The 26,558-nt window shown below is 42.7% G+C and carries 23 protein-coding genes and 1 other RNA gene; 20 read left to right on the top strand and 4 right to left on the bottom strand.

What is annotated here, in order from left to right; translation table 11 throughout:
• Nucleotides 1-12: 12 nt before the first annotated feature.
• Nucleotides 13-1,905: a M13 family metallopeptidase gene (locus D8792_RS01865; protein ID WP_125372647.1), complete on the bottom strand. Its 1,893-nt coding sequence runs from the start codon at nucleotides 1,903-1,905 to the stop codon at nucleotides 13-15.
• Nucleotides 1,906-2,053: 148 nt separating this feature from the next.
• Here D8792_RS01865 and D8792_RS01860 point away from each other — a divergent pair, with 148 nt between their 5' ends.
• The 4 genes from D8792_RS01860 to tpx all read left to right on the top strand — a co-directional run bounded on the left by D8792_RS01860 (nucleotide 2,054) and on the right by tpx (nucleotide 5,208).
• Nucleotides 2,054-2,773, top strand: coding sequence for a metal ABC transporter ATP-binding protein (locus tag D8792_RS01860; RefSeq protein WP_125372646.1), 720 nt, complete (start codon nucleotides 2,054-2,056; stop codon nucleotides 2,771-2,773).
• A gap of 1 nt (nucleotide 2,774) precedes the next feature.
• A complete protein-coding gene (locus tag D8792_RS01855; RefSeq protein WP_005592073.1) occupies nucleotides 2,775-3,611 on the top strand; it encodes a metal ABC transporter permease in 837 nt (278 codons plus the stop codon).
• 21 nt (nucleotides 3,612-3,632) lie between these two features.
• The gene (gene scbA, locus D8792_RS01850) at nucleotides 3,633-4,565 is read left to right on the top strand and encodes a metal ABC transporter substrate-binding lipoprotein/adhesin ScbA (protein ID WP_125372645.1); all 933 of its coding nucleotides are present in this window, start codon (nucleotides 3,633-3,635) and stop codon (nucleotides 4,563-4,565) included.
• Between the two features lie 151 nt (nucleotides 4,566-4,716).
• Nucleotides 4,717-5,208, top strand: a complete 492-nt coding sequence (gene tpx, locus D8792_RS01845; RefSeq protein WP_125372644.1) for a thiol peroxidase — start codon at nucleotides 4,717-4,719, stop codon at nucleotides 5,206-5,208.
• A 152-nt stretch (nucleotides 5,209-5,360) separates the two neighbouring features.
• Here the strand turns inward: tpx and D8792_RS01840 are convergent, their stop codons facing one another.
• The 3 genes from D8792_RS01840 to gshAB all read right to left on the bottom strand — a co-directional run bounded on the left by D8792_RS01840 (nucleotide 5,361) and on the right by gshAB (nucleotide 9,963).
• Nucleotides 5,361-6,617 carry a toxic anion resistance protein gene (locus tag D8792_RS01840; protein ID WP_125372643.1) on the bottom strand — a complete coding sequence of 419 codons (1,257 nt, stop codon included), beginning with the start codon at nucleotides 6,615-6,617 and terminating at the stop codon, nucleotides 5,361-5,363.
• Between the two features lie 24 nt (nucleotides 6,618-6,641).
• The gene (locus D8792_RS01835; protein WP_125372642.1) at nucleotides 6,642-7,487 is read right to left on the bottom strand and encodes a hypothetical protein; all 846 of its coding nucleotides are present in this window, start codon (nucleotides 7,485-7,487) and stop codon (nucleotides 6,642-6,644) included.
• Between the two features lie 223 nt (nucleotides 7,488-7,710).
• Entirely contained in the window at nucleotides 7,711-9,963 is a 2,253-nt protein-coding gene (gene gshAB, locus D8792_RS01830) for a bifunctional glutamate--cysteine ligase GshA/glutathione synthetase GshB (protein WP_185758383.1), read from the bottom strand.
• A 302-nt stretch (nucleotides 9,964-10,265) separates the two neighbouring features.
• Here gshAB and D8792_RS01825 point away from each other — a divergent pair, with 302 nt between their 5' ends.
• The 16 genes from D8792_RS01825 (at nucleotide 10,266) to D8792_RS01745 (ending at nucleotide 26,548) form a co-directional block, all read left to right on the top strand.
• Nucleotides 10,266-11,558 carry an adenylosuccinate synthase gene (locus D8792_RS01825; protein ID WP_125372640.1) on the top strand — a complete coding sequence of 431 codons (1,293 nt, stop codon included), beginning with the start codon at nucleotides 10,266-10,268 and terminating at the stop codon, nucleotides 11,556-11,558.
• Between the two features lie 213 nt (nucleotides 11,559-11,771).
• Nucleotides 11,772-12,428, top strand: a complete 657-nt coding sequence (locus D8792_RS01815; RefSeq protein WP_125372639.1) for an HAD family hydrolase — start codon at nucleotides 11,772-11,774, stop codon at nucleotides 12,426-12,428.
• A gap of 182 nt (nucleotides 12,429-12,610) precedes the next feature.
• On the top strand, nucleotides 12,611-13,078 hold the full coding sequence (tadA, locus tag D8792_RS01810) for a tRNA adenosine(34) deaminase TadA (protein ID WP_185758380.1): 468 nt from the start codon (nucleotides 12,611-12,613) through the stop codon (nucleotides 13,076-13,078).
• A 32-nt stretch (nucleotides 13,079-13,110) separates the two neighbouring features.
• An RNA gene (gene ffs / locus D8792_RS01805) (signal recognition particle sRNA small type) lies at nucleotides 13,111-13,209 on the top strand.
• Nucleotides 13,210-13,519: 310 nt separating this feature from the next.
• Complete coding sequence (locus D8792_RS01800) at nucleotides 13,520-14,869, top strand: glucose-6-phosphate isomerase (RefSeq protein WP_125372637.1); 1,350 nt, start codon at nucleotides 13,520-13,522, stop codon at nucleotides 14,867-14,869.
• 184 nt (nucleotides 14,870-15,053) lie between these two features.
• Complete coding sequence (locus D8792_RS01795; protein WP_125372636.1) at nucleotides 15,054-15,854, top strand: SDR family oxidoreductase; 801 nt, start codon at nucleotides 15,054-15,056, stop codon at nucleotides 15,852-15,854.
• Nucleotides 15,855-15,916: 62 nt separating this feature from the next.
• Nucleotides 15,917-17,743 (top strand): BglG family transcription antiterminator, encoded by a 1,827-nt coding sequence (locus D8792_RS01790; RefSeq protein ID WP_080978303.1) that lies wholly within the window; start codon nucleotides 15,917-15,919, stop codon nucleotides 17,741-17,743.
• Nucleotides 17,743-18,240 carry a transcriptional regulator GutM gene (locus D8792_RS01785; protein WP_048766061.1) on the top strand — a complete coding sequence of 166 codons (498 nt, stop codon included), beginning with the start codon at nucleotides 17,743-17,745 and terminating at the stop codon, nucleotides 18,238-18,240. The genes D8792_RS01790 and D8792_RS01785 overlap by 1 nt, the downstream gene beginning before the upstream one ends.
• Complete coding sequence (gene srlA / locus D8792_RS01780) at nucleotides 18,237-18,779, top strand: PTS glucitol/sorbitol transporter subunit IIC (protein ID WP_023024625.1); 543 nt, start codon at nucleotides 18,237-18,239, stop codon at nucleotides 18,777-18,779. Before D8792_RS01785 ends, srlA begins: the two co-directional genes overlap by 4 nt.
• Nucleotides 18,780-18,795: 16 nt before the next feature.
• The gene (gene srlE, locus D8792_RS01775; protein ID WP_048766067.1) at nucleotides 18,796-19,776 is read left to right on the top strand and encodes a PTS glucitol/sorbitol transporter subunit IIB; all 981 of its coding nucleotides are present in this window, start codon (nucleotides 18,796-18,798) and stop codon (nucleotides 19,774-19,776) included.
• Nucleotides 19,777-19,874: 98 nt separating this feature from the next.
• On the top strand, nucleotides 19,875-20,246 hold the full coding sequence (locus D8792_RS01770; RefSeq protein ID WP_125372635.1) for a PTS glucitol/sorbitol transporter subunit IIA: 372 nt from the start codon (nucleotides 19,875-19,877) through the stop codon (nucleotides 20,244-20,246).
• Between the two features lie 605 nt (nucleotides 20,247-20,851).
• Nucleotides 20,852-22,204 carry a hypothetical protein gene (locus D8792_RS01765; protein WP_125372634.1) on the top strand — a complete coding sequence of 451 codons (1,353 nt, stop codon included), beginning with the start codon at nucleotides 20,852-20,854 and terminating at the stop codon, nucleotides 22,202-22,204.
• Between the two features lie 75 nt (nucleotides 22,205-22,279).
• Nucleotides 22,280-23,260 carry a hypothetical protein gene (locus tag D8792_RS01760; RefSeq protein ID WP_260470146.1) on the top strand — a complete coding sequence of 327 codons (981 nt, stop codon included), beginning with the start codon at nucleotides 22,280-22,282 and terminating at the stop codon, nucleotides 23,258-23,260.
• Nucleotides 23,261-23,372: 112 nt separating this feature from the next.
• On the top strand, nucleotides 23,373-24,254 hold the full coding sequence (locus D8792_RS01755; RefSeq protein WP_125372632.1) for a hypothetical protein: 882 nt from the start codon (nucleotides 23,373-23,375) through the stop codon (nucleotides 24,252-24,254).
• A gap of 375 nt (nucleotides 24,255-24,629) precedes the next feature.
• Entirely contained in the window at nucleotides 24,630-25,328 is a 699-nt protein-coding gene (dapD, locus tag D8792_RS01750; RefSeq protein WP_125372631.1) for a 2,3,4,5-tetrahydropyridine-2,6-dicarboxylate N-acetyltransferase, read from the top strand.
• A gap of 86 nt (nucleotides 25,329-25,414) precedes the next feature.
• Nucleotides 25,415-26,548, top strand: a complete 1,134-nt coding sequence (locus D8792_RS01745) for an N-acetyldiaminopimelate deacetylase (RefSeq protein WP_125372630.1) — start codon at nucleotides 25,415-25,417, stop codon at nucleotides 26,546-26,548.
• Nucleotides 26,549-26,558 lie beyond the last annotated feature (10 nt).

Raw genomic sequence — 26,558 nt, 5'->3', positions numbered from 1 at the left:
TATTAAAGTCCTTTACCAAATCACCACGCGATCTTCTGGACTCCGCCACATACCGTCTCCTTCTTGGACATCAAAGGTCGTAAAGAAGTCGTCAAAGTTAGGCAGTTGGACATTGGTACGAAGTTTAGCTGGCGCATGGACATCGACGCTGGCTAGAAGCTTCATGTACTCTTCGCGTCCCTTCATCCGCCAGATGCGAGCAAAGTTGGTGAAGAATTCCTCCGCAGAGAAATCGTCTTCTTTCTTGGCTGCTTCGAGAGCCGCTGCAATACCGCCCAAGTCCGCCACATTTTCTGAAACAGTCAGCTTGCCATTGACCTTGGCACCGTAAGAATCTAGACCTTCAAACTGGTCGATGACTTTCTGAGTCCGCTCAGTAAAGGCTTGGTAGTCATGCTCCGTCCACCAGTTGTTGAGGCTGCCGTTTTCATCAAAGGAAGCGCCATTGGTATCAAAAGCATGAGAAATTTCATGGGCGATAACCGCACCGATACCGCCATAATTGGCTGAAGAAGACTGGTGCAGGTCATAGAAAGGTGCCTGCAGGATAGCCGCTGGAAAGACAATCAGGTTTTTCTGAGGATTGTAGTAGGCATTGACCATGTGGGCTGGCATTCCCCATTCTTTGTAATCCACGGGCTGGTTCCACTTGCTCCAACCATACTTGATTTCCACTTGTCGCAGTTTTTGAGCATTTTCGAAGAGGCTGAGATTTTCATCCACAAGCTTGTCTGCGTAGCGCTCAGGTAGCTCCTCTGGGTAGCCGATATAAGGCTTGATGACATTGAGTTTGACAATGGCCTTGTCCCGAGTTTCTGGTGTCAGCCAGTCATTGCTGGCGAGGCGCTCCTTGTAGACTTGGATCATGTTGGCTACTTTTTGCTCCACATCGGCCTTGGCTTCAGGGGAGAATTTTTGTCCAGCATACCAGAGTCCGATGGCTTGATTGAAAGGCGCTTGAGCTAGGTAAAAGGCAGCTTTTTTCTTGTCTTGCGCCTGAGGTGTTCCAGATAGGGCGCGACGGTAAGCGCCTGCTAGGACACGGATTTCGTCAGTCAAGTAGGATTCAGCTGACGCGATAGCATTAAAGATAAGCACGGCCTTGAGCAGGGGCCAAGTCTCTTCGCAGTAGAATTGGTTGGCAGCTTGCCAGAAACGCTCCTCAGGTACGATAATCTGGTCAGGAATTTGCCCGATGAGTTGGGTGAAGATGGCATCTAAAGGTAGATTTGGTGCTAAGGCCTTGAAGTCTTCCCACTCGTAAGGGTGATAAAGCTTGGCATATTCTGAGCTTTCCTCCCGTGACAGAACGACTTTGGCAATTCGAGCATCCAGCTCTAAAACCTTATCAAGCAAATCTTGGATTTCTTCTGCTGAAAATTCGAATTTTTGCAGCAAAGCTTCGGAAGATTCGCGCCATTTTTTCAAGAGCTTGTCCTTTTGAGGATGTCCATCGGCATAGTAGGTTGTGTCTGGGAGAATAGTACCTGGTGCATCTGCCCAAAGAACATTGATACGGGCGTCCATAAAGTCAGGTGCTACACCAAAAGGAAAGAAATTGGGCTTGCCAGCCAGCTCAAACTCGGCAATCTTTGTGGTAAATTCTGCAAAGGAGTTGAGTGCTTGGTATTCTGCGATCAAAGGCAAAACAGGCTTGACACCGAGTTCTTCCCGCTTGTCATAGTCAGCAGCTAAACGATGGTACTTGATAAAGTTTTGCAAAATAGCATCATCAGGAACTTCCTCACCCCGCAGCCATTGATCAGTAGTGGAGAGCATCAGCTTTTCAATCTCATCTGACAGATCTGTGAAGCCGCCGGTGACAGGCTTGTCATCTGGGATAACGGCCGTTTTGGCCCATTCGCCATTAATGGCGTCATAAAAATCATCTTGTAAACGTGTCATCTTGTTCTCACTTTCATGCTTTTGATATAACCTTATCAAAATTAGCTCCTTTTTTCAAATATTTCTTATATTGATTTTAAGGATTTTTTAAAAATTAACTTGACTTAATTTTCATTTTAATGTATATTAAAATGAAAGAGGTATAACAATGATTGAAATGAAAAATTTAAGTGTCAGTTATCAAGGACAGCTGGCCTTAGAACCAACTTCTTTAACAATAAAAGGGCCGACTATCATAGGTATTATCGGACCAAACGGGGCTGGAAAGTCAACTCTCATAAAGGGTATGTTAGGAATTGTTGAGAGTGAGGGGCAGACCTTTCTGGATAGAAAACCCATGAAGCAAGAATTAAGCAAGATTGCTTATGTGGAGCAGAAAATTCACATTGATTATAATTTTCCGATCAAGGTCAAGGAGTGTGTGTCTCTGGGGTTATATCCTAAGATCAAGCTTTTTCAACGCCTCAAGACCTCTGACTGGGAAAAGGTTGCTCGGGCTTTGAAAATCGTTGGTTTAGAAGATTTTGCTGAGCGGCAGATTAGCCAGTTGTCTGGTGGGCAATTTCAACGGGTCTTGATTGCCCGTTGCTTGGTCCAGGAGGCTGAATATATCTTCCTAGATGAGCCTTTTGTTGGAATTGACTCAGTCAGTGAAGAGATTATCATGGCGACCCTCCGCCAGCTAAGAAAAGCTGGGAAGACGATTTTGATTGTTCATCATGACTTGAGCAAGGTAGTCGCTTATTTTGATCAAGTCTTGCTGCTTAACAAGGAAGTCATTGCTTTCGGATCAACTGAGAGCACCTTCATCAAAGAAAATATGCAGAAGACCTACGGTTCTCAGCTCTTTATGAATGGAGGTGACTAGGATGATCCAGGAATTTATTCAAGGATTGCATGATTTTCATTTCCTGCAAAATGCGTTGATTACGGCCATTGTGATTGGGGTGGTGGCCGGTGCCGTTGGATGCTTTATCATTCTGCGGGGCATGTCACTCATGGGGGATGCCATTTCTCATGCGGTGCTGCCTGGCGTGGCCCTGTCTTACATTTTGGGGATTAATTTCTTCATCGGTGCCATTACCTTTGGCTTACTAGCTTCTATTATTATCACCTACATCAAGGGCAATTCCATTATCAAGAGTGACACAGCTATCGGGATTACTTTTTCTTCCTTCTTGGCTCTGGGGGTCATTTTGATTAGTGTTGCCAAGAGTTCGACCGACCTTTTCCATATCCTCTTTGGGAATATCTTGGCGGTGCAAGACCTTGATATGTGGATTAGTATTGGTGTGGGCATCTTGGTGCTGCTGGTCATTGCCATTTTCTTCAAGCAGCTTTTGTTGACTTCCTTTGATCCACTTTTGGCCAAGGCTATGGGAATGAAGGTTAATTTTTACCACTATTTGCTGATGATTCTCTTGACTCTGGTTTCTGTCACAGCTATGCAAAGTGTCGGAACGATTCTGATTGTGGCCATGCTGATTACACCAGCTGCGACAGCCTATCTCTATGCCAAGAGTCTCAAGACCATGATTTTATTGTCATCTGCCTTGGGGGCTGGTGCATCTGTTTTAGGTCTCTTCATCGGTTATAGTTTTAATGTTGCAGCAGGTTCGAGTATCGTTCTAACCTCTGCCCTGATCTTTTTGGTTTCATTTTTTATCGCACCAAAACAGCGGTATTTAAAAAGAAAAGTAAAATAATATATTTATGGAGGATTTCCAATGAAAAAATGTCGTTTCTTAGTTCTGCTTTTGCTGGCTTTTGTCGGCCTAGCAGCCTGCTCTAGTCAAAAAAGCAGTACCGAGACTGGTTCTTCAAAATTGAATGTTGTTGCAACCAACTCGATTATTGCGGATATTACAAAGAATATCGCTGGCGATAAGATCAATTTGCACAGTATCGTACCTGTCGGCCAAGACCCACATGAATACGAGCCTCTGCCTGAAGATGTCAAAAAGACTTCCCAAGCGGATCTGATCTTCTACAATGGGATCAACCTTGAAACAGGTGGTAATGCTTGGTTCACAAAATTAGTAGAAAATGCTAAGAAGAAGGAAAACAAGGACTATTATGCTGTCAGCGAAGGCGTGGACGTGATTTACTTGGAAGGCCAAAGTGAAAAAGGGAAAGAAGACCCACATGCTTGGCTCAACTTGGAAAATGGTATCATCTATGCTCAAAACATTGCCAAGCGCTTGAGCGAAAAAGACCCAGCTAACAAAGAAACTTACGAGAAAAATCTTAAAGCTTATGTGGAAAAACTAAGCGCTTTGGACAAGGAAGCTAAAGAGAAGTTCAACAACATTCCTGAAGAAAAGAAAATGATTGTAACCAGCGAAGGTTGCTTCAAATACTTCTCTAAGGCCTACAATGTGCCATCTGCCTACATTTGGGAAATCAACACTGAAGAAGAAGGGACTCCAGACCAAATTAAAACCTTGGTTGAAAAACTACGCAAGACCAAAGTGCCATCTCTCTTTGTCGAATCCAGTGTAGACGACCGTCCGATGAAGACCGTTTCTAAAGACACCAACATTCCAATCTACGCTAAAATCTTTACTGACTCAATCGCTGATAAAGGCGAAGAGGGTGATAGCTACTACAGCATGATGAAATACAACTTAGAAAAGATCGCAGAAGGTCTGTCTAAATAATAGTAAGAGGTTGGGAAGATAAAATCCTAACCTCTTTATTTCTGAAGAACAAGCTTCACATGGAGTCGCTCTCAGATTTTCGGTCAAATTATTCGAAAAAAATCACTATTCGCAGTACAATGGAGATATCAAACATGAATGGAGACTCCCTATGACAACTTTTCTCGGAAATCCTGTAACCTTTACAGGTCAGCAACTTCAAGTCGGCGATACGGCCCACGATTTTAGCCTGACAGCTACTGACCTTTCAAAGAAAACTCTGGCTGACTTTGCTGGTAAAAAGAAAGTCCTCAGCATCGTACCGTCTATCGATACTGGTGTCTGCTCAACTCAGACTCGTCGTTTCAATCAAGAACTCTCTGACTTGAATAATACCGTTGTTATCACGGTTTCAGTTGACCTACCTTTCGCCCAAGGCAAATGGTGTGCTGCTGAAGGCATCGAAAATGCTGTCATGCTATCAGACTACTTTGACCATTCTTTCGGTCGCGACTATGCTGTCCTCATCAATGAATGGCACCTATTGGCTCGCGCAGTTCTTGTCTTGGACGAAAACAACACTGTGACCTATGCTGAATATGTGGATAACATCAACACCGAGCCAGATTATGATGCAGCCATTGCTGCAGTCAAAAGTCTGTAAAGAATTATACTTTTCCAAAAAATGCACTTAATTCTTCATAAGAGTTGAGTGTATTTTTGTCTTCTTGACTAAAAAATTTGGAAAATACAAAAAGACAAACATCAGTTTTGATATTTGTCTACGAGTTGAAAGAGTCTGGATGGCTCTTTTACTTATTCTGTAGTTAATTCTTTCTGGGCTTCCTTGCCTTGGTCCAACAGGGCTTGGATAATCTTTTGATCACGCAGTTTGACAGAGTTGTTGATGGTTTCTGCAGATTGGATGACGGCCGCTTCTAGCAGAGCGCGTTTTTCCCGTCCTTTATCAATGGCTTCGATAATGCCTTGATTTTGTGCGACGAGACTTTCTGCCAGCTTAGTGACAGACTCAACAGCGATAGTAGGGCTTTGGGAAATCCGCTCCAGCTGAGGAATGACTTCCTTGCTGGTCTCAGCGAGCATTTGCAGGGCAGCGTTATTCGCATTAGAGATGGCGTCAGCTACTTGACCAGACTTCATGGATTGCTGGAGGATGCCTAATTGGGCGATAGACAGTTTCATAGTTGGAATGGTATTGCGACGGAGCATTCCAAGTTTTTGGCGCATATCAGAGGAAACCTTGACCAGATTACGCATTTGAGGCGTTGTCGCCCAAGCAACATAGAGACGGCTGACATATTCAGTGTGTTGCTGCTCTAAGGTATTGACCACCTCTGTCATTCGGGCTAATTCCTGCGATTTGACTTGGTAGTCAACAGTTGTCATATCTAACTGAGCAACTTCATTCTGCAGTTTGAGCGCTCGATTGCCAGCTTCTTGCTGAGACGCTTCAATAAAGGAAATGACTCCGACTAGATTTTCAATCGATTTGGTATTGTCCTCAATCAGCATTTCAGCAGAAACAATATTGCGAGCCAGAACGTCTTCTTGTTTGACGACGGTTGCAGCCATGCCATCCATTTTCTGCTCAATATTTTGTGAGTCGAAATAGAATTCTTGAAGCGTGTTCTTGCTCTGTTTGAAGAGTTTTTCCAAGAAATTAGGCTTCTTATCCAGTTCCGCTACTTGAGCATCCTTGTATTTTGCGACAAAGCCATTGAGTTCTTTGTTAGTGTTTTTTAAGAGCTCATCTACCTGGGGAATTTGTAATTTTTTCTGCTCGGCTAAGATACGATTGACAGTACCGTTGACTTCTTCTACAGCAGATTGGCCAAAGTCCAGCAAGGCATTCTGGTCCGATACGAAATTATCCACTAGCTGAGGCGCTTTAGCTGTAATCGCACTCTGTTGCTCAGGCGTCAGCTTTTCTAGAAAAGTGAGCTGGCCGTTTTCTTGACTTGTATTGGCTTCGATGATTTCTGTTGTTTTGTCGCTTTTGCTGATGGCATTGTTGGCAATTTTATCAATATCAAAATTAAATTCTTGGCTCATAGTTTCTCCTTTGGTTTATCTAGCTTAAAAGCCGGTGTCTGTTTGCTTTTCCTTGTCTAAGATGCGTAGGCTAATGTCAAAATCCCTCAAATCAGCTTCATTTAACTGGCGCAGCGCTTCGTCTAGGTCCAAGTCAAACTGCTCGATAGCTGCTTTGGCCTTGGCTAGTCGCTCCTCTGCATTGTAAAAATCTTTGGGAGAAGCTTTGATTTTGAGGTAGCCTTCTAAAATATCTTCGTAGTGCTCCATCTGGGACTGATGAATGGCAGTCAGCTCTTCCTTGTTATTGCTTTCGGATTGAGAGATTTTTTGAAGAATGGCCTCGTGGTCAATCTGAATATTGCGAACCGTAGCGACCAATTCTGGGGCTAGCTCTTCTAGACTCGTTTTCTTGGGCTGCGCTTCCTTTTGTCTTTTCTCTCGTTCAATCTTTTGCAGTTGTTTATCAATTTCCTCGGTTACAGTAGTAATTTTAGTCTGAATGCGCTGGTAGACAGATGCAGGAATTTCATCTCGCAATTCCTTAGCAACGTTTTTGATATAGGTGAGTTGGGGAAGAATTTGCAGAGCTAAATCCTGGTAATCTTCCTTCTTGCCGTATTCTTGGTAGCTTTCTAATTCTTTAATACGGCGGTCCGCCTGACCAATCTCTGCTTTTAAATCTTCAATACGGCCAATGCTGGCTTGTTTAGCTTCAATACGAACTCTTTTCTGCCTTTGGTAGCGATAGATACCGTAGCCAATACCTCCCAAAATAGCAATGGGGATCAGATAGCTGGCTACCACTCCAGAACCAAAAATAATTGCAAGTATCCAAATCCAGCTAAACCATTCCGGCTGCTGGTTAGAATAATTCTTTCTTCTCGACATAAACCTTTCTCTTTCTTCTCAATGTGATATCTCTATTTTAACATAAAAGCTAGTTTTTGAAGGAGAAAGATTGATATATTCAGCTGCACTTTTATATTTGACGAGAGTATTTGCCTCATCAAGAAAGAGCTTTGCTTCCTTTCCTACAAGCAAGCGTAAGAGTTCTTTTTTATCACAAGTGGGCAAGCAAAAATCGCAAGGAATACCCTGCGATTCTTATTGCTTAGTCCATTTCTGGGAAAAGTTTGGCTAGTATTTTCGGCGTGATGCTTTGTCCGGGCCCCTCAGCACAATAGGTGTGCATATACATAGAGGGGTTGAAGTTGAGCTCGATGCAGGTACAGTTGGGATTTTCCTTGGTGGAAATAGCAGAGCTGTCAGGGATGATTAGATCAACGCCACAGGCCCAAGCTCCCATAGCTCGTGCCATGTCCGCAGCGAGCTCCTTGTAGGATGAGTGCATGCTGTCTGTGACATCAATCGAGTCTCCGCCAGTAGAAATGTTGGAATTGCGCCGCAAGTCAACCTTGACTCCAGCAGGCAGGATATCATCTGCTCCATAGCCTTGCTGGTCCAGCATAAGGAGTTCAATGTCGCCCAGTTCAATGATTTCAAGCGGTGAACGATGATCTCGACCCCGCAGGGGATTGTCGTTTTTGATGGCAACCAATTCTCTCACGGTGTGTTGACCGTCTCCAACGACATTAGCTGCTACTCGCAAGAGGACTGCCTCACACTGACCGTCTAAGACAAAGAAGCGGTATTCCGTTCCAGCGATGAATTCCTCCACCAAGACAGCAGCGTCTTCTGAAAAAGCAATCTCCAAGGCTTTTCGATAAGATTCCAGACTAGCTGGTTCTTGGAAGATAGAAATCCCCAGTCCGAAGTTGGTTGACTTGGGTTTGACAACAATTTGTCGGTTTTTAATCAAAGGATAGTAGGCCAGACCCTCTTCGAGAGAAGAAAATTCTGCTCCAGCCGGAACGGGAAAGTCAGCTGCAGCCAAAATCTTTTTGGTGACCGTTTTATTGGCCATGGCTAGAGGGATGACATAGTTATCCTTGGAGGTCATGTTGCCGTTCTTGACATACTCCACATGGGGACCATGCCAGAGCTTGAGAAATTGGTCATTTTCATCTAAGATTTCGAGATGGAGGCCTTTCTGGAGAGCGTCAAACATCAGCATTTGAGTGGAAAGCTCCATCTTTTCATAGCCCTTGAGGGCGTAGGGTGCAGTCCAGGCGTAAGCTCGATATTCCCGGGCTTTTGCCAGTCCAAAAGCTGAGAGGGAATTTTTTTCAATATGAGGCAATAATTGCCCTGCCAGAGTCAGCTTGGGTTCAGCCAGCGTAGCTCTGACTTGCGCTAGCAATTGACGGTAGGAGGCAGGGAGATTGAAATGTTGAATAACATGTTCCATAGCTTGGAGAATAGTAGAGCTGTCGGCCTCTGGAGGTAGAGGAGTCAAGGGGTGAGCCAGCGCAACAGCATCGTTGAGAGCATAGGCAGCTTGTAGCTGTGTATCACTATCTGTCACATCATCCAGCCACAATAGAGCCAAGAGAAAGAGATGGACTGTGTCCAAGGTTTTTTGACTGATGCCTAAAACGTCGAAAGGATTGAGGTCGAAACAGCGCAGTTCCAAGTAAGTAATGCCTTGTTCCAGATAATCTAGATTTCGTTTTTGCCCGCGAAAGCGTACGGGTGAGTAAAATTCCTTTTCCGCACTTAGGTCGCCAGACTCGACATAGGCCTCGATGTCCGAGACATAGCTTTCCAGCGAGCGAAATGATACATGGATATGCTCGTCATTGACGTAGCCGTGATGGCTATTTCGGAGTGAGCGGACAGGAGCCTCAACTGACTCATCGTAAAAGCCATCTTCTGCCAGTGGAGCCGCACCATAAAGATAGGTCAAGAACCAGCGGAAACGGAGGAAATTACGAGCTAACTTGAGATAGAGAGCATTTTTAAAATCCTTGAAGGAAGAAAAGTCGCTAGCCTCAAAGAGAGCCGTCATCAAATCTTTTCCTAACTCGATATTGTAATGAATGCCGGAAATGGTCTGGAGGCGTTTGCCGTATTTGTCCGCTAAACCTTGACGATAACGGAGCTCGTAGGCATTTTCGAGGTGGGCAATTTCAATCTCGTCTTCTCGGAGCTGGAGTGGCATGGACAAGGGCCACATGAGTTCTTCTCGCGAGATAGAGCGTCCAGTCACATCGGTAATGGCACCTAGCAGGCGACGAGCCTCCTGAGTTGAAGAGGCAATGGGCGTAATCAATTCGAGCTGTTGCTCGCTAAAATCCGTCTGGATATAGGGATGAAAACTCCGAGAGCCCAAAGAGCTGGGATGGGGAGTTGATGCCAGTGTCCCTGCCTCTGTCACGCGTAGGGATTCTCTTTCCAGTCCAAAAGTCGCCTGTAAGATCGGGCTGGCAGGGTCTAGCTTTTCGAGTAAACGATCAATAGTCATCATGTTTTTCCGTCCTTAGTATAGTACTTTCAGTCTATTATAAAAAAGGCCAGAAAACAACTATTCACTACGTTTTTGATGAATTTCCGAACTTTTATTTCCATTTGTTGGATATATTTCGTGAAAATAGAAAAATCTAAAAAGAATTATTCGCTTTCAAATGTGAAAATCCAAATTTAAAAGACATCTAATCTTGAAAAAAATTCAAAATTTTCTTATAATAAAGTGTAAGATACGTTTGCGGGTGAAACTCCTGCCTTGTAGATTAAGAAAGGAAGAGCTCTCGTAGCTCAGACGAAATTATGACATCAGTTGTTGTTGTAGGAACCCAATGGGGAGATGAAGGAAAAGGGAAAATTACGGATTTCCTTTCGGCCAATGCTGAAGTGATTGCCCGCTACCAAGGCGGTGATAATGCTGGACATACGATTGTGATTGACGGAAAAAAATATAAATTGCACTTGATTCCGTCAGGAATTTTCTTCCCAGAAAAAATCTCAGTGATCGGAAATGGGATGGTGGTCAATCCTAAATCTCTGGTCAAGGAGTTGGCTTATCTGCACCAAGAAGGTGTTACCACAGATAATTTGCGCATTTCAGACCGTGCCCATGTCATCCTGCCTTACCATATCGAGCTGGATCGCCTGCAAGAGGAAGCTAAAGGCGACAATAAGATTGGTACGACGATCAAGGGAATTGGACCTGCTTACATGGACAAGGCTGCGCGTGTTGGTATCCGTATCGCAGACCTCTTGGATAAAGACATTTTCAGAGAGCGCTTGGAGCGGAATCTAGCTGAGAAAAACCGCCTCTTTGAGAAATTGTACGATAGTCAAGCCATGAGCATTGACGATATTTTTGAAGAATATTATGAATACGGTCAGCAAATTAAGCAGTATGTGACCGATACATCTGTCATCCTCAATGACGCTCTGGATCAAGGCAAGCGTGTCCTCTTTGAAGGGGCTCAAGGTGTCATGCTGGATATTGACCAAGGTACCTATCCATTTGTAACTTCATCTAACCCAGTTGCCGGTGGGGTGACGATCGGTTCAGGTGTTGGTCCAAGCAAGATTGACAAGGTAGTTGGTGTCTGCAAGGCTTATACGAGCCGTGTCGGTGATGGACCGTTCCCAACAGAGCTTTTTGATGAAGTGGGCGAACGCATTCGCGAAGTGGGTCATGAATACGGTACAACGACTGGCCGTCCACGTCGTGTGGGCTGGTTTGACTCCGTTGTGATGCGTCACAGCCGCCGCGTATCAGGCATTACCAATCTTTCCCTCAATTCCATTGACGTTTTGAGTGGTCTGGATACAGTCAAAATCTGCGTGGCTTACGATTTGGATGGGGAGCGAATCGACCATTACCCAGCAAGTCTGGAGCAGCTCAAACGCTGCAAGCCGATCTATGAAGAATTGCCAGGTTGGTCAGAAGACATCACTGGTGTCCGCAGCCTAGAAGACCTGCCAGAAAATGCCCGCAATTATGTTCGCCGTGTCAGCGAACTGGTTGGAGTCCGCATTTCGACCTTCTCAGTCGGACCAGGTCGCGAGCAAACCAATATCTTGGAAAGTGTTTGGTCAAGTTTATAAGCAAATGAAGACAGAGGCTGGGACAAAAGTCCTAGCCTCTCAATTGTCTTTGGATTGTCGAGCAAGACGCAGTGGTTGAGTGGGCTCTACTACGCTGATTTCATCAGCTTTTACAGCCCTACTCAACTGTGCGGAGGTGAGACGACGAAATCGAATTCTAACGAATTACCGATTTCTGTCCCACTCTCTTTTTGAAAGCAGAAAGAGGAAAAAATGTATCAAACGATTTTATTTGACCTAGACGGCACCTTGACCAATTCAGAACTAGGGATTACCAACTCGGTGGCCTATGCCTTAGGAAAATATGGGATCCAAGTGCCAGACAAGAAAGCATTGAGAGTTTTCATCGGTCCGCCCTTGCAGGAGTCTTTTGAGCGCTTTTATGGATTTTCTAAGGAAGAATGTTTAAAGGCCATTGACTACTATCATGAATACTTTTCCGAAAAAGGCCTTTATGAAAATGAGGTCTATCCAGGCATCCCTGACTTGCTGGCTTCTCTCAAGCAGGCTGGCAAACAGTTGATTGTAGCTACGTCAAAACCTGAAGAATTTTCCATTCAAATTCTCAAGCATTTTGGTTTGTATGATTATTTTGATTTTGTCGCTGGTGCGACCATGGACAGAAAACGTAGTAAAAAAAGCGATGTTATCCAGTATGCCTTAGAGCAAAATGAGATTACAGATTTGACGCATACCATCATGATTGGAGACAGGGAGCACGATGTGCTTGGCGCTCAGGCGCAAAAGCTTGATTCTATCGGCGTCCTTTATGGCTTTGGTAGCAGGGAAGAATTGGAAGAAGCCGGAGCCACTTATATTGCCCAAGAAGTTAGCGATATTGCTAAAATCATCAATATTCAAAAAGCTTAAGCTTTATTTAAGATAGGCCAGCTATACTAGAAGCATAAACAAAGACCTCCTAACTTTGTTTAAACCTCCTAAACTTTTTCATAATAATCTCCCATAAGAGTCGCCCAATCGGCGGCTTTTTTTGTGAGTCCTAAGCTGCCTGTGGTATAATGAACACAGAGAATCAAAGGAAGAGGGAAGAGATGGATTACACGATAGAGGAAAAAGAAATATTTATGAGGGAGGCGCTGAAGGAGGCAGAGATTGCCCTCGCCAATGATGAAATACCGATTGGTTGTGTCTTGGTCAAGGATGGTCAGATTATCGGACGCGGGCATAATGCGCGTGAGGAGCTGCAGCGGGCGGTCATGCATGCGGAAGTCATGGCCATTGAGGAGGCCAATCAGCAGGAGAATAGCTGGCGCCTGCTAGATACGACGCTTTTTGTCACGATTGAGCCCTGCGTCATGTGTAGCGGAGCTATCGGTCTGGCTCGCATTCCCAAGGTTATCTATGGGGCGAAAAACCAGAAATTTGGGGCTGGAGGTAGTCTTTACGACATCCTGACGGATGAGCGCTTGAATCATCGTGTAGAGGTTGAAAGTGGCCTTTTAGAAGAAGAATGTGCGGCGATTATGCAGAACTTTTTCAGAAATCGCAGGAAAAAGTAAAGAAAATTAGCCAAAAAAGAAAGTTTGTGTTATACTAATTAATGGAGCAACAGTTCTGCGTGAAGCGGGTCAGGGGAGGAATCCAGCAGCCCTAAGCGATTTGAACTGTGTGCTCTTTTCTATTGCTCTTGATGAATCAAGCCTAAAAGGTGTAGATGAATATTGGAGCAGTGAATCTAGTTTGAACGGACCTGAAATGAATTCAGCTGACATCCAATCTTAAGAAGCATATTGGTTTTCTTGTCAATCAAAATTGTTCTTCTCAATAGGCCTAAAATTTGTTGACTTGCGCAAACGATTGCTCTCAGTTATGTCCTAGGGTTAGCTTATTTGGAAAAATAGTATAGAATAAAAAATGTAAACGTTTTAAAACAGTAAAAGTACTTGCTTATTTTTTCTTAAAGCGTTATCATAAAAGAAAAGAACAATTGGAGGATAAACATGACACATATTAAATTTGACTATTCAAAGGTACTGGATAAGTTTGTAGCACCACATGAATTAGATTATATGCAGCCTCAAGTGACTGCAGCAGATAATGCTCTACGAAACGGAACAGGTCCTGGAGCAGAAATGACAGGCTGGTTGAATTTGCCTGAAGAATATGATAAAGATGAATTTGCTCGTATTCAAAAGGCGGCTGCTAAAATCCAATCTGATAGTGAAGTGTTAATTGTCATCGGTATTGGAGGATCTTATTTAGGGGCACGTGCAGCGATTGATTTCTTGAATAATTCTTTTGTAAATCTACAAAGCAAGGAAGAACGTAAGGCACCTCAAATCCTCTATGCTGGTAATTCTATCTCTTCAAGCTATTTGGCTGATTTGGTAGATTATGTATCAGACAAAGATTTCTCTGTCAACGTTATTTCTAAGTCAGGAACAACTACAGAGCCTGCTATTGCTTTCCGTGTCTTCAAAGAACTCTTGGCTAAGAAGTATGGTCAGGAAGAAGCAAATAAACGGATTTATGCAACTACAGACCGCGCTAAAGGTGCAGTTAAGGTTGAAGCAGATGCTAATGGCTGGGATACTTTTGTAGTGCCTGATAGTGTTGGTGGTCGTTTTACAGTATTGACAGCAGTGGGACTCTTGCCAATCGCAGCTGCAGGGGCTGATATCAGCAAGTTGATGGAAGGAGCAAATGCTGCTCGCAAGGCTTATGCTTCTGATAAGTTGGCTGAAAATGAAGCATATCAATATGCAGTTGTACGCAATATCTTGTACCGTAAAGGTTATCTGACAGAAGTTCTAGCTAACTACGAACCATCTTTGCAATACTTCTCAGAATGGTGGAAGCAACTGGCTGGTGAGTCAGAAGGTAAAGACCAAAAAGGTATCTACCCAACTTCAGCCAACTTCTCAACAGATCTGCACTCTTTGGGGCAATTTATTCAAGAAGGAACTCGTATCCTCTTTGAAACAGTTATTCGTGTAGATAAGCCTCGCAAAAATGTGTTGATTCCTGAATTAGCAGAAGACTTGGATGGCCTTGGCTATCTGCAAGGAAAAGATGTTGACTTTGTCAATAAGAAAGCAACAGATGGAGTGCTGTTAGCTCACACAGACGGCGGAGTGCCAAATATGTTTGTGACCCTGCCTGAGCAAGATGAGTTCACTTTGGGCTATACTATTTACTTCTTTGAGTTAGCTATTGCTCTTTCTGGCTACCTGAATGGTATCAATCCATTTGATCAGCCTGGAGTTGAGGCTTATAAGAAAAACATGTTTGCTCTTCTTGGGAAACCAGGCTTTGAAGAGCTGGGTGCTGAGTTGAATGCACGCCTTTGATTCTCATATGCTTTGAGTTCATTCAGGATATAAAAAGATCCACAGGTTCATTTCTTGTGGATTTTTTAGTACAAGCCTCTTAATTAGTTTATTATTTTTTTGAACAGTGTAAAAAAGAGTGTCTTAATTCTTTTATGAAAGCGCTGTATAATTGCCTTGTAAATAAAATTTGAGAGGTATCAAAATGAATGATTGGTTAGACATTAAAGGCAAAACAGTTCTTGTGACGGGTGCGTCATCTGGGATTGGTGAGGCAATCGTCGAAGAATTGTTGGAATTAGGAGTCAATGTAGCGAATTTTGATCTTAGCGACAACGATTTACGTCACCCGAATCTATTATTTGTAAAAGTTGATGTAACTTCTCGCTCTGAAGTAGAAGAGGGTGTTGCCAAAATAGTTGAAAGATTTGGCAATATTGATGCGGTAGTCAATAATGCAGGGATTAATGTTCCTAGATTATTAATTGATGCAGAAAATCCTAAAGGTCCTTACGAGTTAGACGATGAAACGTTTGAAAAAGTAACAATGATTAACCAAAAAGGTCTGTATTTGGTTAGTCAGGCAGTAGGCCGGATTCTGGTTCAAAACGGAAAAGGTGTAATTGTGAACATGGCTTCAGAAGCAGGCTTGGAAGGTTCTGAAGGACAAAGTGCCTATGCTGCAACGAAAGCGGCAGTCTATAGTTACACTCGTTCATGGGCGAAAGAGCTTGGTAAACATGGTGTACGTGTGGTTGGAATTGCTCCAGGAATTATGGAAGCTACGGGACTTCGAACTCTTTCTTATGAGGAAGCTCTTGCTTATACTCGTGGAAAGACGGTAGAAGATATTCGAGCTGGTTATGCTTCAACTTCAACGACTCCATTGGGACGGAGTGGGAAACTACGGGAAGTAGCTGATCTTGTAGCGTTCTATATTTCAGACCGTTCTAGCTATATAACAGGTGTCACTACAAATATTGCCGGAGGTAAAACTCGCGGTTAAAACAATGAAGGTAGGGAAGAGAGTTGACCTTAGTAAATCGGTGGTATAATATTTTAGATAAAATGGTCTCGCAGCCAACTTATTCCTTGGTAGATATGCGCTCAGAACTGGATATTAGCTTGCAAACCTTGCAAAAGAGTATCCAACAATTAAATGATGTTTTGGCTCCTAATATCCAGATTATCGCACAAGATGATCAGTTAATGTTAGAAGTGTATGACTATACAGAGTTGGAAAGGATTTTATCTGGTAGTTTAAAACAGGAGAGTGACTTCAATTCTTCCAGTAAAAGAATTGCCTATTTGCTAAAACGTTTAATTGAGTCAACCTCCCCTCTTCTTATTGACGACTTGGCTGAGGAAGTAGGTGTTAGTAGAAGTACCCTTAATAAGGATTTAAAACAAGTAAAATCTTTGGCAGAGAGTTACTCTATCACTATTTCAGGAAAGCCCAACCGTGGGCTGGAGGTCTTGGGGAGCGAGCTGAATTTGCGCTTGCTCTATATTCACCAAGTGGCTCCTTACTTTGAAGGAAGGACACTCACTGAGGCAACATCTTCTTTTCTGGAGACGCTAGTTCAGGACTATAAAATCCCTAAAGAAACACAGGAACTCCTTCGAAAGACCATTTCAATTATGGTGGAGCGTATTCATACATCTAGAGTGTTGAATTGTCCTATTCCTTACTATAGGAATGATTTAACAGAGACACATTTGGCTGAGAAATTAATCTATCATATTGAGATGACTTATAAGATTTCCCTCAGTCAGTTTGAGATAGACTTTTTGTGTTTTCCGTTTAATGTCCGTTTTATTGACACTTTAAGCAAGCCGTCTTATCAATCTGAACAGCTTTCAAACATTTTTCAAGGGATTGTCAAGAAAGTCAAAGAAACAATGTTGGTTCACTTTGATGATGAAGAATTATTTGAAGAAATCAAATCTCATCTAGGCCCCTTAATCAATCGACTGATTTTCCATGTGCAAGCTAATGATATATTTCATGGCGAGGTTCAAACTCAATATCCTTTTGCTTTTGAAATGGCAAAAATAGCTGGAGAAGAACTATCTGTAATTTTTGGTTCTGAATTGGAATTATCTGAAATCGGATATCTGGCTTTGTATTTTGAAATGATTTTAAGAAAGCAAAATTCTGCTGTTAAGGGTTCTCGCAAGCAGATAGCTGTAGTTTGCACAACAGGAAGAGGAACTGCTGCGATGATTATTCAGCAACTCAGGCGAGTCCTTGGAAATGATATAGACATTACCCAACATTCTGAAGAGGATTTTAATGTAGAGCTGAACCAGGAATATTTTGCAATTTTTACGACGGTGCCTCTGAAATATAAAAATTCCAAATCTCCAGTCATTCAAGTTAATCATCTTTTTGATGATCAATGGCTGCAGGAAGAATGGCAGAGGGCCAATGCTTTTCATCAAAAAAATCTAGAAACAGTCAGCTTACGCTTTCTTCGGTTGAGCCCCCAAAAAACCTATCAGCAATACTTGCTAAATATGGTTGCAGAGTTAGAGAAGCTTCAGATGATTGATGAAGGGTTTAGAAATCGGATAATTGATAGGGAGAAAAAGCAATCAACCATTTTTGGTGGAGGAATTGCCTTCCCCCATACAATTAACCAGGGTTATGCAAAGACTATTTTAATGTTCGGAAAACTAGAAGAGCCTTATCAAAAAGAAGATGAATGGATTGAATTTATCTTTCTAGTCGCCATTCCCTCAGAAATTGAAAGAAAAATGGAAAGTGAATTGCTGGAATTGTATGACGATATTTTTCGAATTGCAGGAGAGCCTTCTCTAAAAGAAGCATTGAGGGCTGTAGAAACAGAGACAGAGTTTCTATCATTTTCTAAGAGTAAAGGAGTATTTTAATGAGTTCGCTAATAATTTTCGCTGTATTTGTCATGGCAGCTTATGTATTTCAAATGTTCCTCGGCTGGCAGCAACTTAAAGACTTCAATAAGACCTATACGATGCTCCGAAAACTGGGGCGCGTAGCGATTGGCAGGGAGTCCGGAAGAATCAAATCCGGTACGATTGTCATGTTCGCGGTTGATGAAAACGGTCGGGTTCTTAAAGCTAGCAAAATGCAAGGAGTCACAATCTTAGCACGTTTTCAAAATATGGACGATTATGTTGGAGAAGACATCCATTATTTTGACAAGTATAATCCTCTTGTGAGAAAAGAAAATAAGTTGATGCAATCAGCCATAGAAGATGCTAGAAAAGTCTATCTTTGGCATGAGGCAGGTATTGAGAAAGAGACAAGTTCATCTGATTCTTTTCTGGGATTCGGCTTTTATGCGAATTACTTACAATTATCTATTAAACAGTTATTTAAAAAAAATAAGAAAGGGAGTTCCTTATGAATCACATTACAAATTTTGCAGAGAGTTTTATGAAACTCTTCCAATTAGGTGGAGAAACCTTTATTAGCTGGATGACAAATATTGTACCGCTTGTCTTAATGCTATTGATTGCAATGAATACACTTATCGCTTTCTTGGGAGAAGAGAAGGTCAATTCCCTGGCTAAGATTTCTGCCAAAAATCCTGTTAGCCGGTATATGATTTTACCTTTCATTTCAGCCTTTATGCTGGGGAATCCGATGGCAATCAGTATGGGACGTTTCTTACCAGAATATTATAAACCTAGTTTTGTAGCAGCTCAGATGCAGTTCTGCCACACTTCAAATGGTGTATTTCCGCATATCAATCCTGGGGAATTGTTTGTATGGATGGGAATTGCAACAGGAATTCAAACTTTAGGTTTAAGTCAAATGGACTTAGCCATTCGTTACATGCTTGTTGGGCTTGTCATGAACTTTGTAGGCGGTTGGGTGACCGATTTTACAACTGCTTATGTAGCAAAACAGCAAGGTGTTACCTTGAGTAAAACATTTGATTGATAGAAAGAGTGAAATTATGTCATATAAGAGTATAAAAGTTGTTAAAGGAAATGGCGGCTTCGGAGGACCTTTGGTCATTACACCTAGTGAGGCTAAGCACAAATTTATCTATATCACTGGCGGCGGAGAAAAGCCAGATATTGTAGATAAAATTGCTGATTTGACCGGTATGGAAGCTGTTAACGGGTTTAAAACTTCTATCCCTGATGAGGAAATTGCTTTAGCAATCGTGGATTGTGGCGGTACTCTTCGCTGCGGTATTTATCCTAAAAAGGGGATCCCTACAATCAATATCGTCGCTACAGGGAAAAGTGGCCCTCTAGCTCAATATATCACTGAGGAAATCTATGTGTCAGCAGTTGGCCTTAATCAAATTTCTGCTGCTAATGAAGATGAAAAAGAGACAACTGTGGTAACAGAAAAGCCAACTTACGATACTACTAAAAAAATTACAGAGCAAAAAGCTGAAACAAGTATTGTAGCACGAATTGGGATGGGCGCTGGGAAGGTCGTTGCGACTTTCAACCAGGCTGCTCGTGAAGCCATCCAAACAATGCTCAACACAATCATTCCTTTCATGGCCTTTGTTTCCTTGCTGATTGGGGTTATTCAAGGTTCCGGTGTTGGAAATTGGCTGGCAAAATTAATGGTTCCCCTAGCAGGGAACATCTGGGGACTCATTTTGATTGGCTTTATCTGTTCCTTGCCATTCCTATCTCCTTTGTTAGGCCCTGGAGCTGTTATCAGTCAGATTATTGGAACCTTAATTGGAGTTGAAATCGGCAAAGGGAATATTCCGCCCCAAATGGCTCTGCCAGCTATATTTGCTATCAACACTCAAAACGGTTGTGATTTCATTCCTGTAGCACTCGGTCTATCTGAAGCCAAGTCTGAAACAGTTGAGGTTGGTGTCCCGTCTGTGCTTTATTCACGCTTCCTCAATGGTGTTCCGCGGGTGCTAGTAGCTTGGATAGCTAGTATTGGTCTTTATCAGTAGACCTTTGATAGATGCACGTAAACATAGCAACTATTATGTTAAACTTATCTATAAGCATAAGTTTATGACAGATTTGAGAAAGGATGAATAGGAATTAGATGAAGAAAATTTTTGAAGCTAAAGTAATTCAAGTGGGGCCTGAAGCTCAGAATATGATTCAAGATGCCAATATGCTCATTTTGTTTGGAGAAGAAGCTCCGGAAGACTTAGCAGAGTATTGTTTTAAAATCGATAACAAAAATCTTCTAGGTGCAATACTAGAAGGTGGAAAGCTAGTCGTAGATAGTCAGGAATATTCGATTACTGCCGTAGGAAATGTAGTAGAAAAAAATTTAACTGGACTGGGCCATATCACGATTTCTTTTGATGGTTCAAAAGAGGGCAGCCTGCCGGGCACTCTCCATGTTGCAGCAAACCAAGCAGTAGTAATTGAAAAGAGCTCTACCATTCAGATTTTCGAAACTGCTTGACCATAATAAAATTTCAAATCAAGCAATTTAGAAAAATAAAAGTCTAAAACTAGGCACAACCTCCCTTCTAGGAGGTTTTTTGCTATTTTAAAAAATAGATTTTATCATGTTTTGTTAGTTAGCTCGCTATCTAGCTTGTCTTTTACTTACTTATCTATTCAGCAGCAGTTTTCCTTTCCCTGATTATATGTTACAATCAGAGAAGATGCAGTAGCAATGTGATAGACTTTTATCTAGAAAGTTGAGCTGGCTGCTATTTGGACGGTTCTAGAAAAACAGAAGACCAAGATTGGAAAGGAGTTCGGATGAAGTTATTTTTGGCTGAACAAGTGAAACAAAAATAGTCATATATAGTTGGTTTTGTGGGCACGGACGAGAGTTCGTGCCTTTTTGCTTGTGTGCTTTCAAGCTAAGGCAGTTCAAAATATGATATACTGGAATAAAGTTATATTAGCATGACAAGTTTCATGGTGCATACAATCGCTGGATGTTACCCCCAGTATGAATGGTATAGAAAAGAGAATAGCAGCATTCAGCGAAGAGGCATTGTGAACGGTTAATAGGGTCGTCTTTTCAATGATAGAAGAGCCAATAGAGGAGGAGTTATGGGAAAGAGAAATCTGGAAGCTTTGAGGCAGAAACATCAATCGAAATTCAAGAAGGCTCAAACGAAAAAGCCAGCAGATAGCCAACCATCCTTTCTATCCAAATGGAAAACCAAGGGAGACAAACATATCAAACCGTCTGCGGGATTGCAAGAAGCGCAGGGAGGGGCAGAAGAAAATCAAGCTCGTTCCTCCGTTTGGTCTCCATCAAAAGTGGTATTTCCAATAGAGAGCTCAAGCAATGAGCTGTCTGACATTTCTTCGATAGAGGACAAAAACGGCTATGGGACTAAAATAAATTCTCAAGACCAGCCGGTGTTTTCTGAGCAGTTAGAAGGAGCTCAGCAGGTGAAGGAGCCTCTGTCGCTTCTGTCAAAGAATTTGTTGGAATTAAAGCAGAGGGAGCTAAAGCGTCTCATTTCTAGCTTAGAATCACTGAAAGCTAAAAAACAGAACCAACTCCTTCGTGGAAATCAAGCTATCCAGCCGATGTCAGGCCTTGTAACTGAAGCAAAGCAGACCAAGCTTTCTCCGCGAATAAGCTCCAATGAGCTTGCTAGAGAGACAGATAAAGTAGAGTTTAGGAAGAAAAAACGAGGAATCTTTTCTAAGATAAGGGTGATGCTACTTTCTAGTTTGGGGATTATAGCCTCAATGTATAGCATAGTAGAGCAGTGGAAAAAGAATGATGATATAAAACGCATGGAAGAAGCTGCAGCTATTTCTCGTATGTTAGACTCATATGGAAAGGATCAAGATTTAAAATCTGATAATCGTCCAGAATGGATTGCTAAGAAAGAGGAGTATCAGTTTCATATCACCTATGATGATATCACTTCTTTATTCTCAGACTTCACTTCATCGGTTCCAAATCTGACAAAGGTCGACGAGGTGGTTGCAAAGTTAGGGAAAGCTGAATCTGGTAGGGAAACGAACCAAGATGACCTAATCAAGACAATAGATTTAAACTATTCACAAGCAGGGACAGAAGCGAAAGTTAACCTCTCTTTTAAGAGCTATCTTGGTCCTTCTGAAACTCTTAAGTTGGAATCCCTAAAATGTACGCATCTCAGTAGTACGCAACTGCCTAACCGAAATGCTCAGCTCACTCGTCAAGATCTTTCTGGTATAGGGAAAGGAAAGACCTATCAAGAGATTGTCAGTCAGTTGGGACTTCCAGAGCGCCTCGATTGGCATGGGGGAATCTTGAGCAATGCTACTCTATCGATTTATTACCGTTTAGAGGATGGTCAGAAGGTCGGTTTTTCTTTTAAAAATAAAAACTCTCAAAGCTATCAATTGACAGAGAGTCTAGGTTTGGAAAGTGAAGCGGGAGATGCAGGTGCTCAGTAGTACTTGCCTAGCAGGAGAATCAGCCGTTTGTAGAAAGGGAATGAGCAATCAAGTATTTAGTTGATAGGTGAAAAGGTGAAAGATAGAAATTTAGAAGCATTGAGGCGGGAGCACAAATCCAAGTTTAAAGCCAGAAACACTTCGTCAGTCAGGAATCAGCGGGAAAGGGGAGGAACTGCCCTCGAGCAGACAAAGGAAGAAGCAAGGAAAGAAAAGCTAGGAGAGAAGCAGTTTGGAGTCAAAAGTGGTTGGAGATCGAAGAGCCTTAGAACAAGAAAGAAGGGGAATGTTAAGTCTCTAGCTGGTGCTTTGATGAGTCTGGTCTTGCTATCATTAGCCCTTCTTTTACTCTATCGTTTTCTTTCAAATGTGAGTACTCGGGACAGAAGTATTGACCAAATAAGCTGGGAATCGAGCCAAGAAAATATAGCTTCTGCTTACGTTGCAGACTCTTCGTCTAGCGAATGGGAAGCTTCGGAGCAAGAGGAGTCGGCATCATCGGCTTCTAGTGCTGACAAGGAGCCAGAAAATATGACTTGGACTTTCGAGGATGTCCTATCTCTGCACGTTTCTTCGCCTGGGCAGGGGGCGAGTGAGCAACTGTCTCCGACAGCAGAGGAAATTGCTGAACAATATGGAAAAGCAAGTTCGGGAAGTGTGGCTAAAGATGGAGAAGAAAAGGCTCTCTACCTTTTTTATCTCTCATCAGGTGGAGGGCAAATCGTCAAGCTCTATTTCAATCTTATCGGAGATCAGTATCGGCTGAATACAATTCGAGGGGAAGGATTGCTTAGCCAGTCTCAATCAACTCATTCGGATTTATGGATTGAGGAAGATTTTCAGGATTTTACTGTGGATAAATCAGCACCAAGTAAAAATTTACAAGCAGTATTAGAACGATTTGGTGTGCCACAAGTTATCAATAAGTCGGCAGACTATAAGAATCAAACGACAGTTTACATCAAATATAAACTAAAAGATGGAAGATATCTCTATTTAGAGTTTGTCTTAAGTCCAACAGGTGACTATGAGTTGACTCGGAAGAGTGTTTATTGATAGGAAGTGCTTGGTGCTAGAGCTTGGCTTATTTAGCAGAAGTTGTTTTTAGCGGAAAGACAGGAATTACTAGAAAAACAAGAGGAACTTAGGTTCCTTGGAGAGGATGAGGATGGGAAAAGGAAGAAAAGTCCAAAGAGAATGGGGAAAAAGGTCAAGTTTAGACCAAAAAAAGCAGAGAGCCTTCTCTAATGATGGCCCTCGAGAGTCGGGTTTTGAGTTTTCAAGTAAAGAAAAGCGGCGAACAGAGTCAGCAGTCAATCCTAATGGCCAGTTTTTAGCAAAGTCTGTGCTATCTCGTTATGCCACACTCTTAGTGATTGCTGCAGTTCTAGTGGGACTGATTATTTTGTATATGCGACCAACTTTTCAGTCAGAAGGAAATCAATCAGCTATATCGTCTGTTAATACTGTTCCGACAGAATCAGAAAACAAGATAAAGCAGCTGACTGAGGCAGATTCTAATCTTGTTGACGAGAATCGACAAATAGACTTCCAAATAGAAGATGTACTACAGATGGTAAAAACGATGAAAGAACCTAATGTGCTCCCACAGGATGTTGTCGAGAAGTATGGAAAAGCTAGTTCCGGTAGCATAGATAATAGCGTGAAAGGCAGCCAATTAGTAGAATTGACATATAAATTAATAGGAGAGAAAGGAGATATTACCTTAAGGTTTAGGGATGTTGAGGGTAGAACAGAGCTCTCATTGGTATACGTTAGATTATTTCGTAATGCTTGGGGGCCAGTTACGAAATCGGTCGATGATTACCGAACTCTTATTCCTCAAGATAGGCAAGAAGGAGTGGAAGTAAAACAGGCTATAGCAGAACTGGGGATGCCTAAAACTATTTATGCTTCTAAATCAGTTAAGGGGCAAGTTGATTCAATTAGTCTAAGTTACTCAACCACAGACAATATGACTGTTTCTTTGTATTTTGACGAAGTGAATGGGCTTTACCGTCTAAAAAGTTTGCTGACCAGCACGGTCTGAGAAAATAGACTAGGTAAATGGTCTCCTGTTTTTAAAGTAACAGAAAGATGTGACGATGGGGAAAAAGAGATTTAGAAAAATTAGGAAGGGAACATGAGGGGAAATTTAGCAGAACAAGGGTATCCTTAAAGCAAGAGTCTAGTTTGGTGGCTGAAGCAAATGCCAAAGAGGGAACAAGGCAGGTACCGACTAAACTTTGTAAAGGGAAAGGATGGCCAATTTCATCTGAATAAACTTAAAGAGACTAAATAGCATACTAGCTGCTAATAAAGTCCTAACTGTATAGCCGAATTGTGTTATAATAGAGAAATAAAAGAGATAGGAGAGGGACTATCTTCTCCCAACAAAGAATAGAAAGAACAAAGAGGTGACGCCATGTCTGCTACGAAAATGAACGCTCAAGAAATTATCCAATTTATCGCTGATGCCAAGAAAAAAACTCCTGTCAAGGTAACTTTTGATGGAGAATTGCACGGTTTGATTCCTTGGTCTGTTGTGAAGTTAGGCAATGTTCTTTTTGGAGACTGGGAAGAAATCAAGCCGCTCCTAGTGAACTTAGAGGAAAATAAGACCTATGTCGTAGAGCAGGATGCCCGCAATTCAGCGGTGCCGCTTTTGAATAAGCGTGACATCAATGCCCGCATTGAGCCGGGTGCTATTATCCGTGACCAAGTTGAAATTGGTGATAATGCTGTCATCATGATGGGGGCAGTCATCAATATCGGTGCAGAAATTGGTGCTGGGACCATGATTGATATGGGTGCTATTCTGGGCGGCCGAGCGATTGTCGGCAAAAACAGTCATGTCGGTGCTGGTGCTGTTCTGGCGGGAGTCATTGAGCCAGCTAGCGCTGAGCCAGTTCGGGTCGGAGATAACGTGCTGATTGGTGCCAATGCGGTTGTGATTGAAGGTGTACAAATTGGCAGTGGTTCCGTTGTTGCGGCTGGTGCGATTGTGACCCAGGATGTTCCGGAAAACGTAGTAGTTGCTGGCGTTCCAGCACGAGTTATCAAGACCATTGACGAGAAGACCCAGCAGAAGACAGCCCTGGAAGACGCTCTGCGTACTCTTTAATATTGGTTAAAAGATAGCCGCCCTTGAACTTCATCGGGGCGGTCTGACTCTTTGTTTGTACTGACAAGATTTTAAAGGAAAGAAAAATGCTTGATTATCTGAACATTCGCCGTGATTTACACCAGATACCAGAAATCGGTCTGGAAGAATACAAGACTCATGCCTACCTGATGCAGGTCATTGATGGACTGACAGCAGGTCTAGACTTTGTGGAAATCCGAACTTGGCGGACGGGTATTTTGGTCTTTATCAAGGGAAGTTCACCCGATAAGACGATTGGTTGGCGGACGGATATCGATGGTCTTCCGATTGTCGAGGAGACAGGTCTGGACTTTGCTAGTACCCATGAAGGTCGGATGCATGCCTGTGGACACGATATGCACATGACGGTCGCTCTAGGCCTGCTGGAACAAGCTGTGAGCGCTCAGCCTACCCATAATCTACTCTTTCTCTTTCAGCCTGCTGAGGAAAATGAAGCTGGCGGCATGCTCATGTACGAAGACGGTGCTTTTGGCGACTGGCTGCCAGATGAATTTTACGGACTTCATGTGCGACCGGACCTCAAGGTTGGTGATATTGCCACTAATAGAGGAACGCTTTTTGCTGGTACCTGTGAAGTCAAGCTGACTCTTAAGGGGAAAGGAGGCCATGCGGCTTTTCCTCATGAAGCCAATGATGCTTTGGTGGCGGCTAGCTACTTTATCACCCAGGTGCAGACCATTGTCAGCCGCAATGTCGATCCTATCGAGGGGGCAGTTGTGACCTTTGGTTCGCTCCATGCTGGCACGACCAACAATGTCATCGCAGAAACGGCCTTTCTGCATGGCACCATTCGGACTCTGACTCAGGAAATGAACCTCTTGACTCAGAAGCGCTTACGGGAAATAGCAGAGGGCATAGCCCAAAGCTTTGGTCTGGAATTGGACTTGGAACTCAAGCAAGGTGGCTATCTGCCTGTGGAAAATGATCCTAGTCTAGCAGACGAATTGATGGACTTTTTCCAGAAGGAAGAAGGAGTGGAGCTGATTGATATTGCGCCGGCTATGACAGGCGAGGATTTCGGTTATTTGCTCAGCAAGGTCAAGGGCGTCATGTTCTGGCTGGGAGTGGACAGTCCCTATGCCCTCCATCATCCCAAGATGACACCGGACGAGGCAGCACTGCCCTTTGCTATTGAAAAGATTGGGAAATTCCTAGATTATAAAATCAACGAAAGATAAAAAAGGTGGG

The sequence above is a fragment of the Streptococcus cristatus genome, assembly GCF_003943505.1.
Taxonomy (GTDB): Bacteria; Bacillota; Bacilli; order Lactobacillales; family Streptococcaceae; genus Streptococcus; species Streptococcus cristatus_E.
The sequence above is the reverse complement of the archived record's forward strand: the minus strand, read 5'-3'. Positions and strand labels throughout refer to the sequence as shown.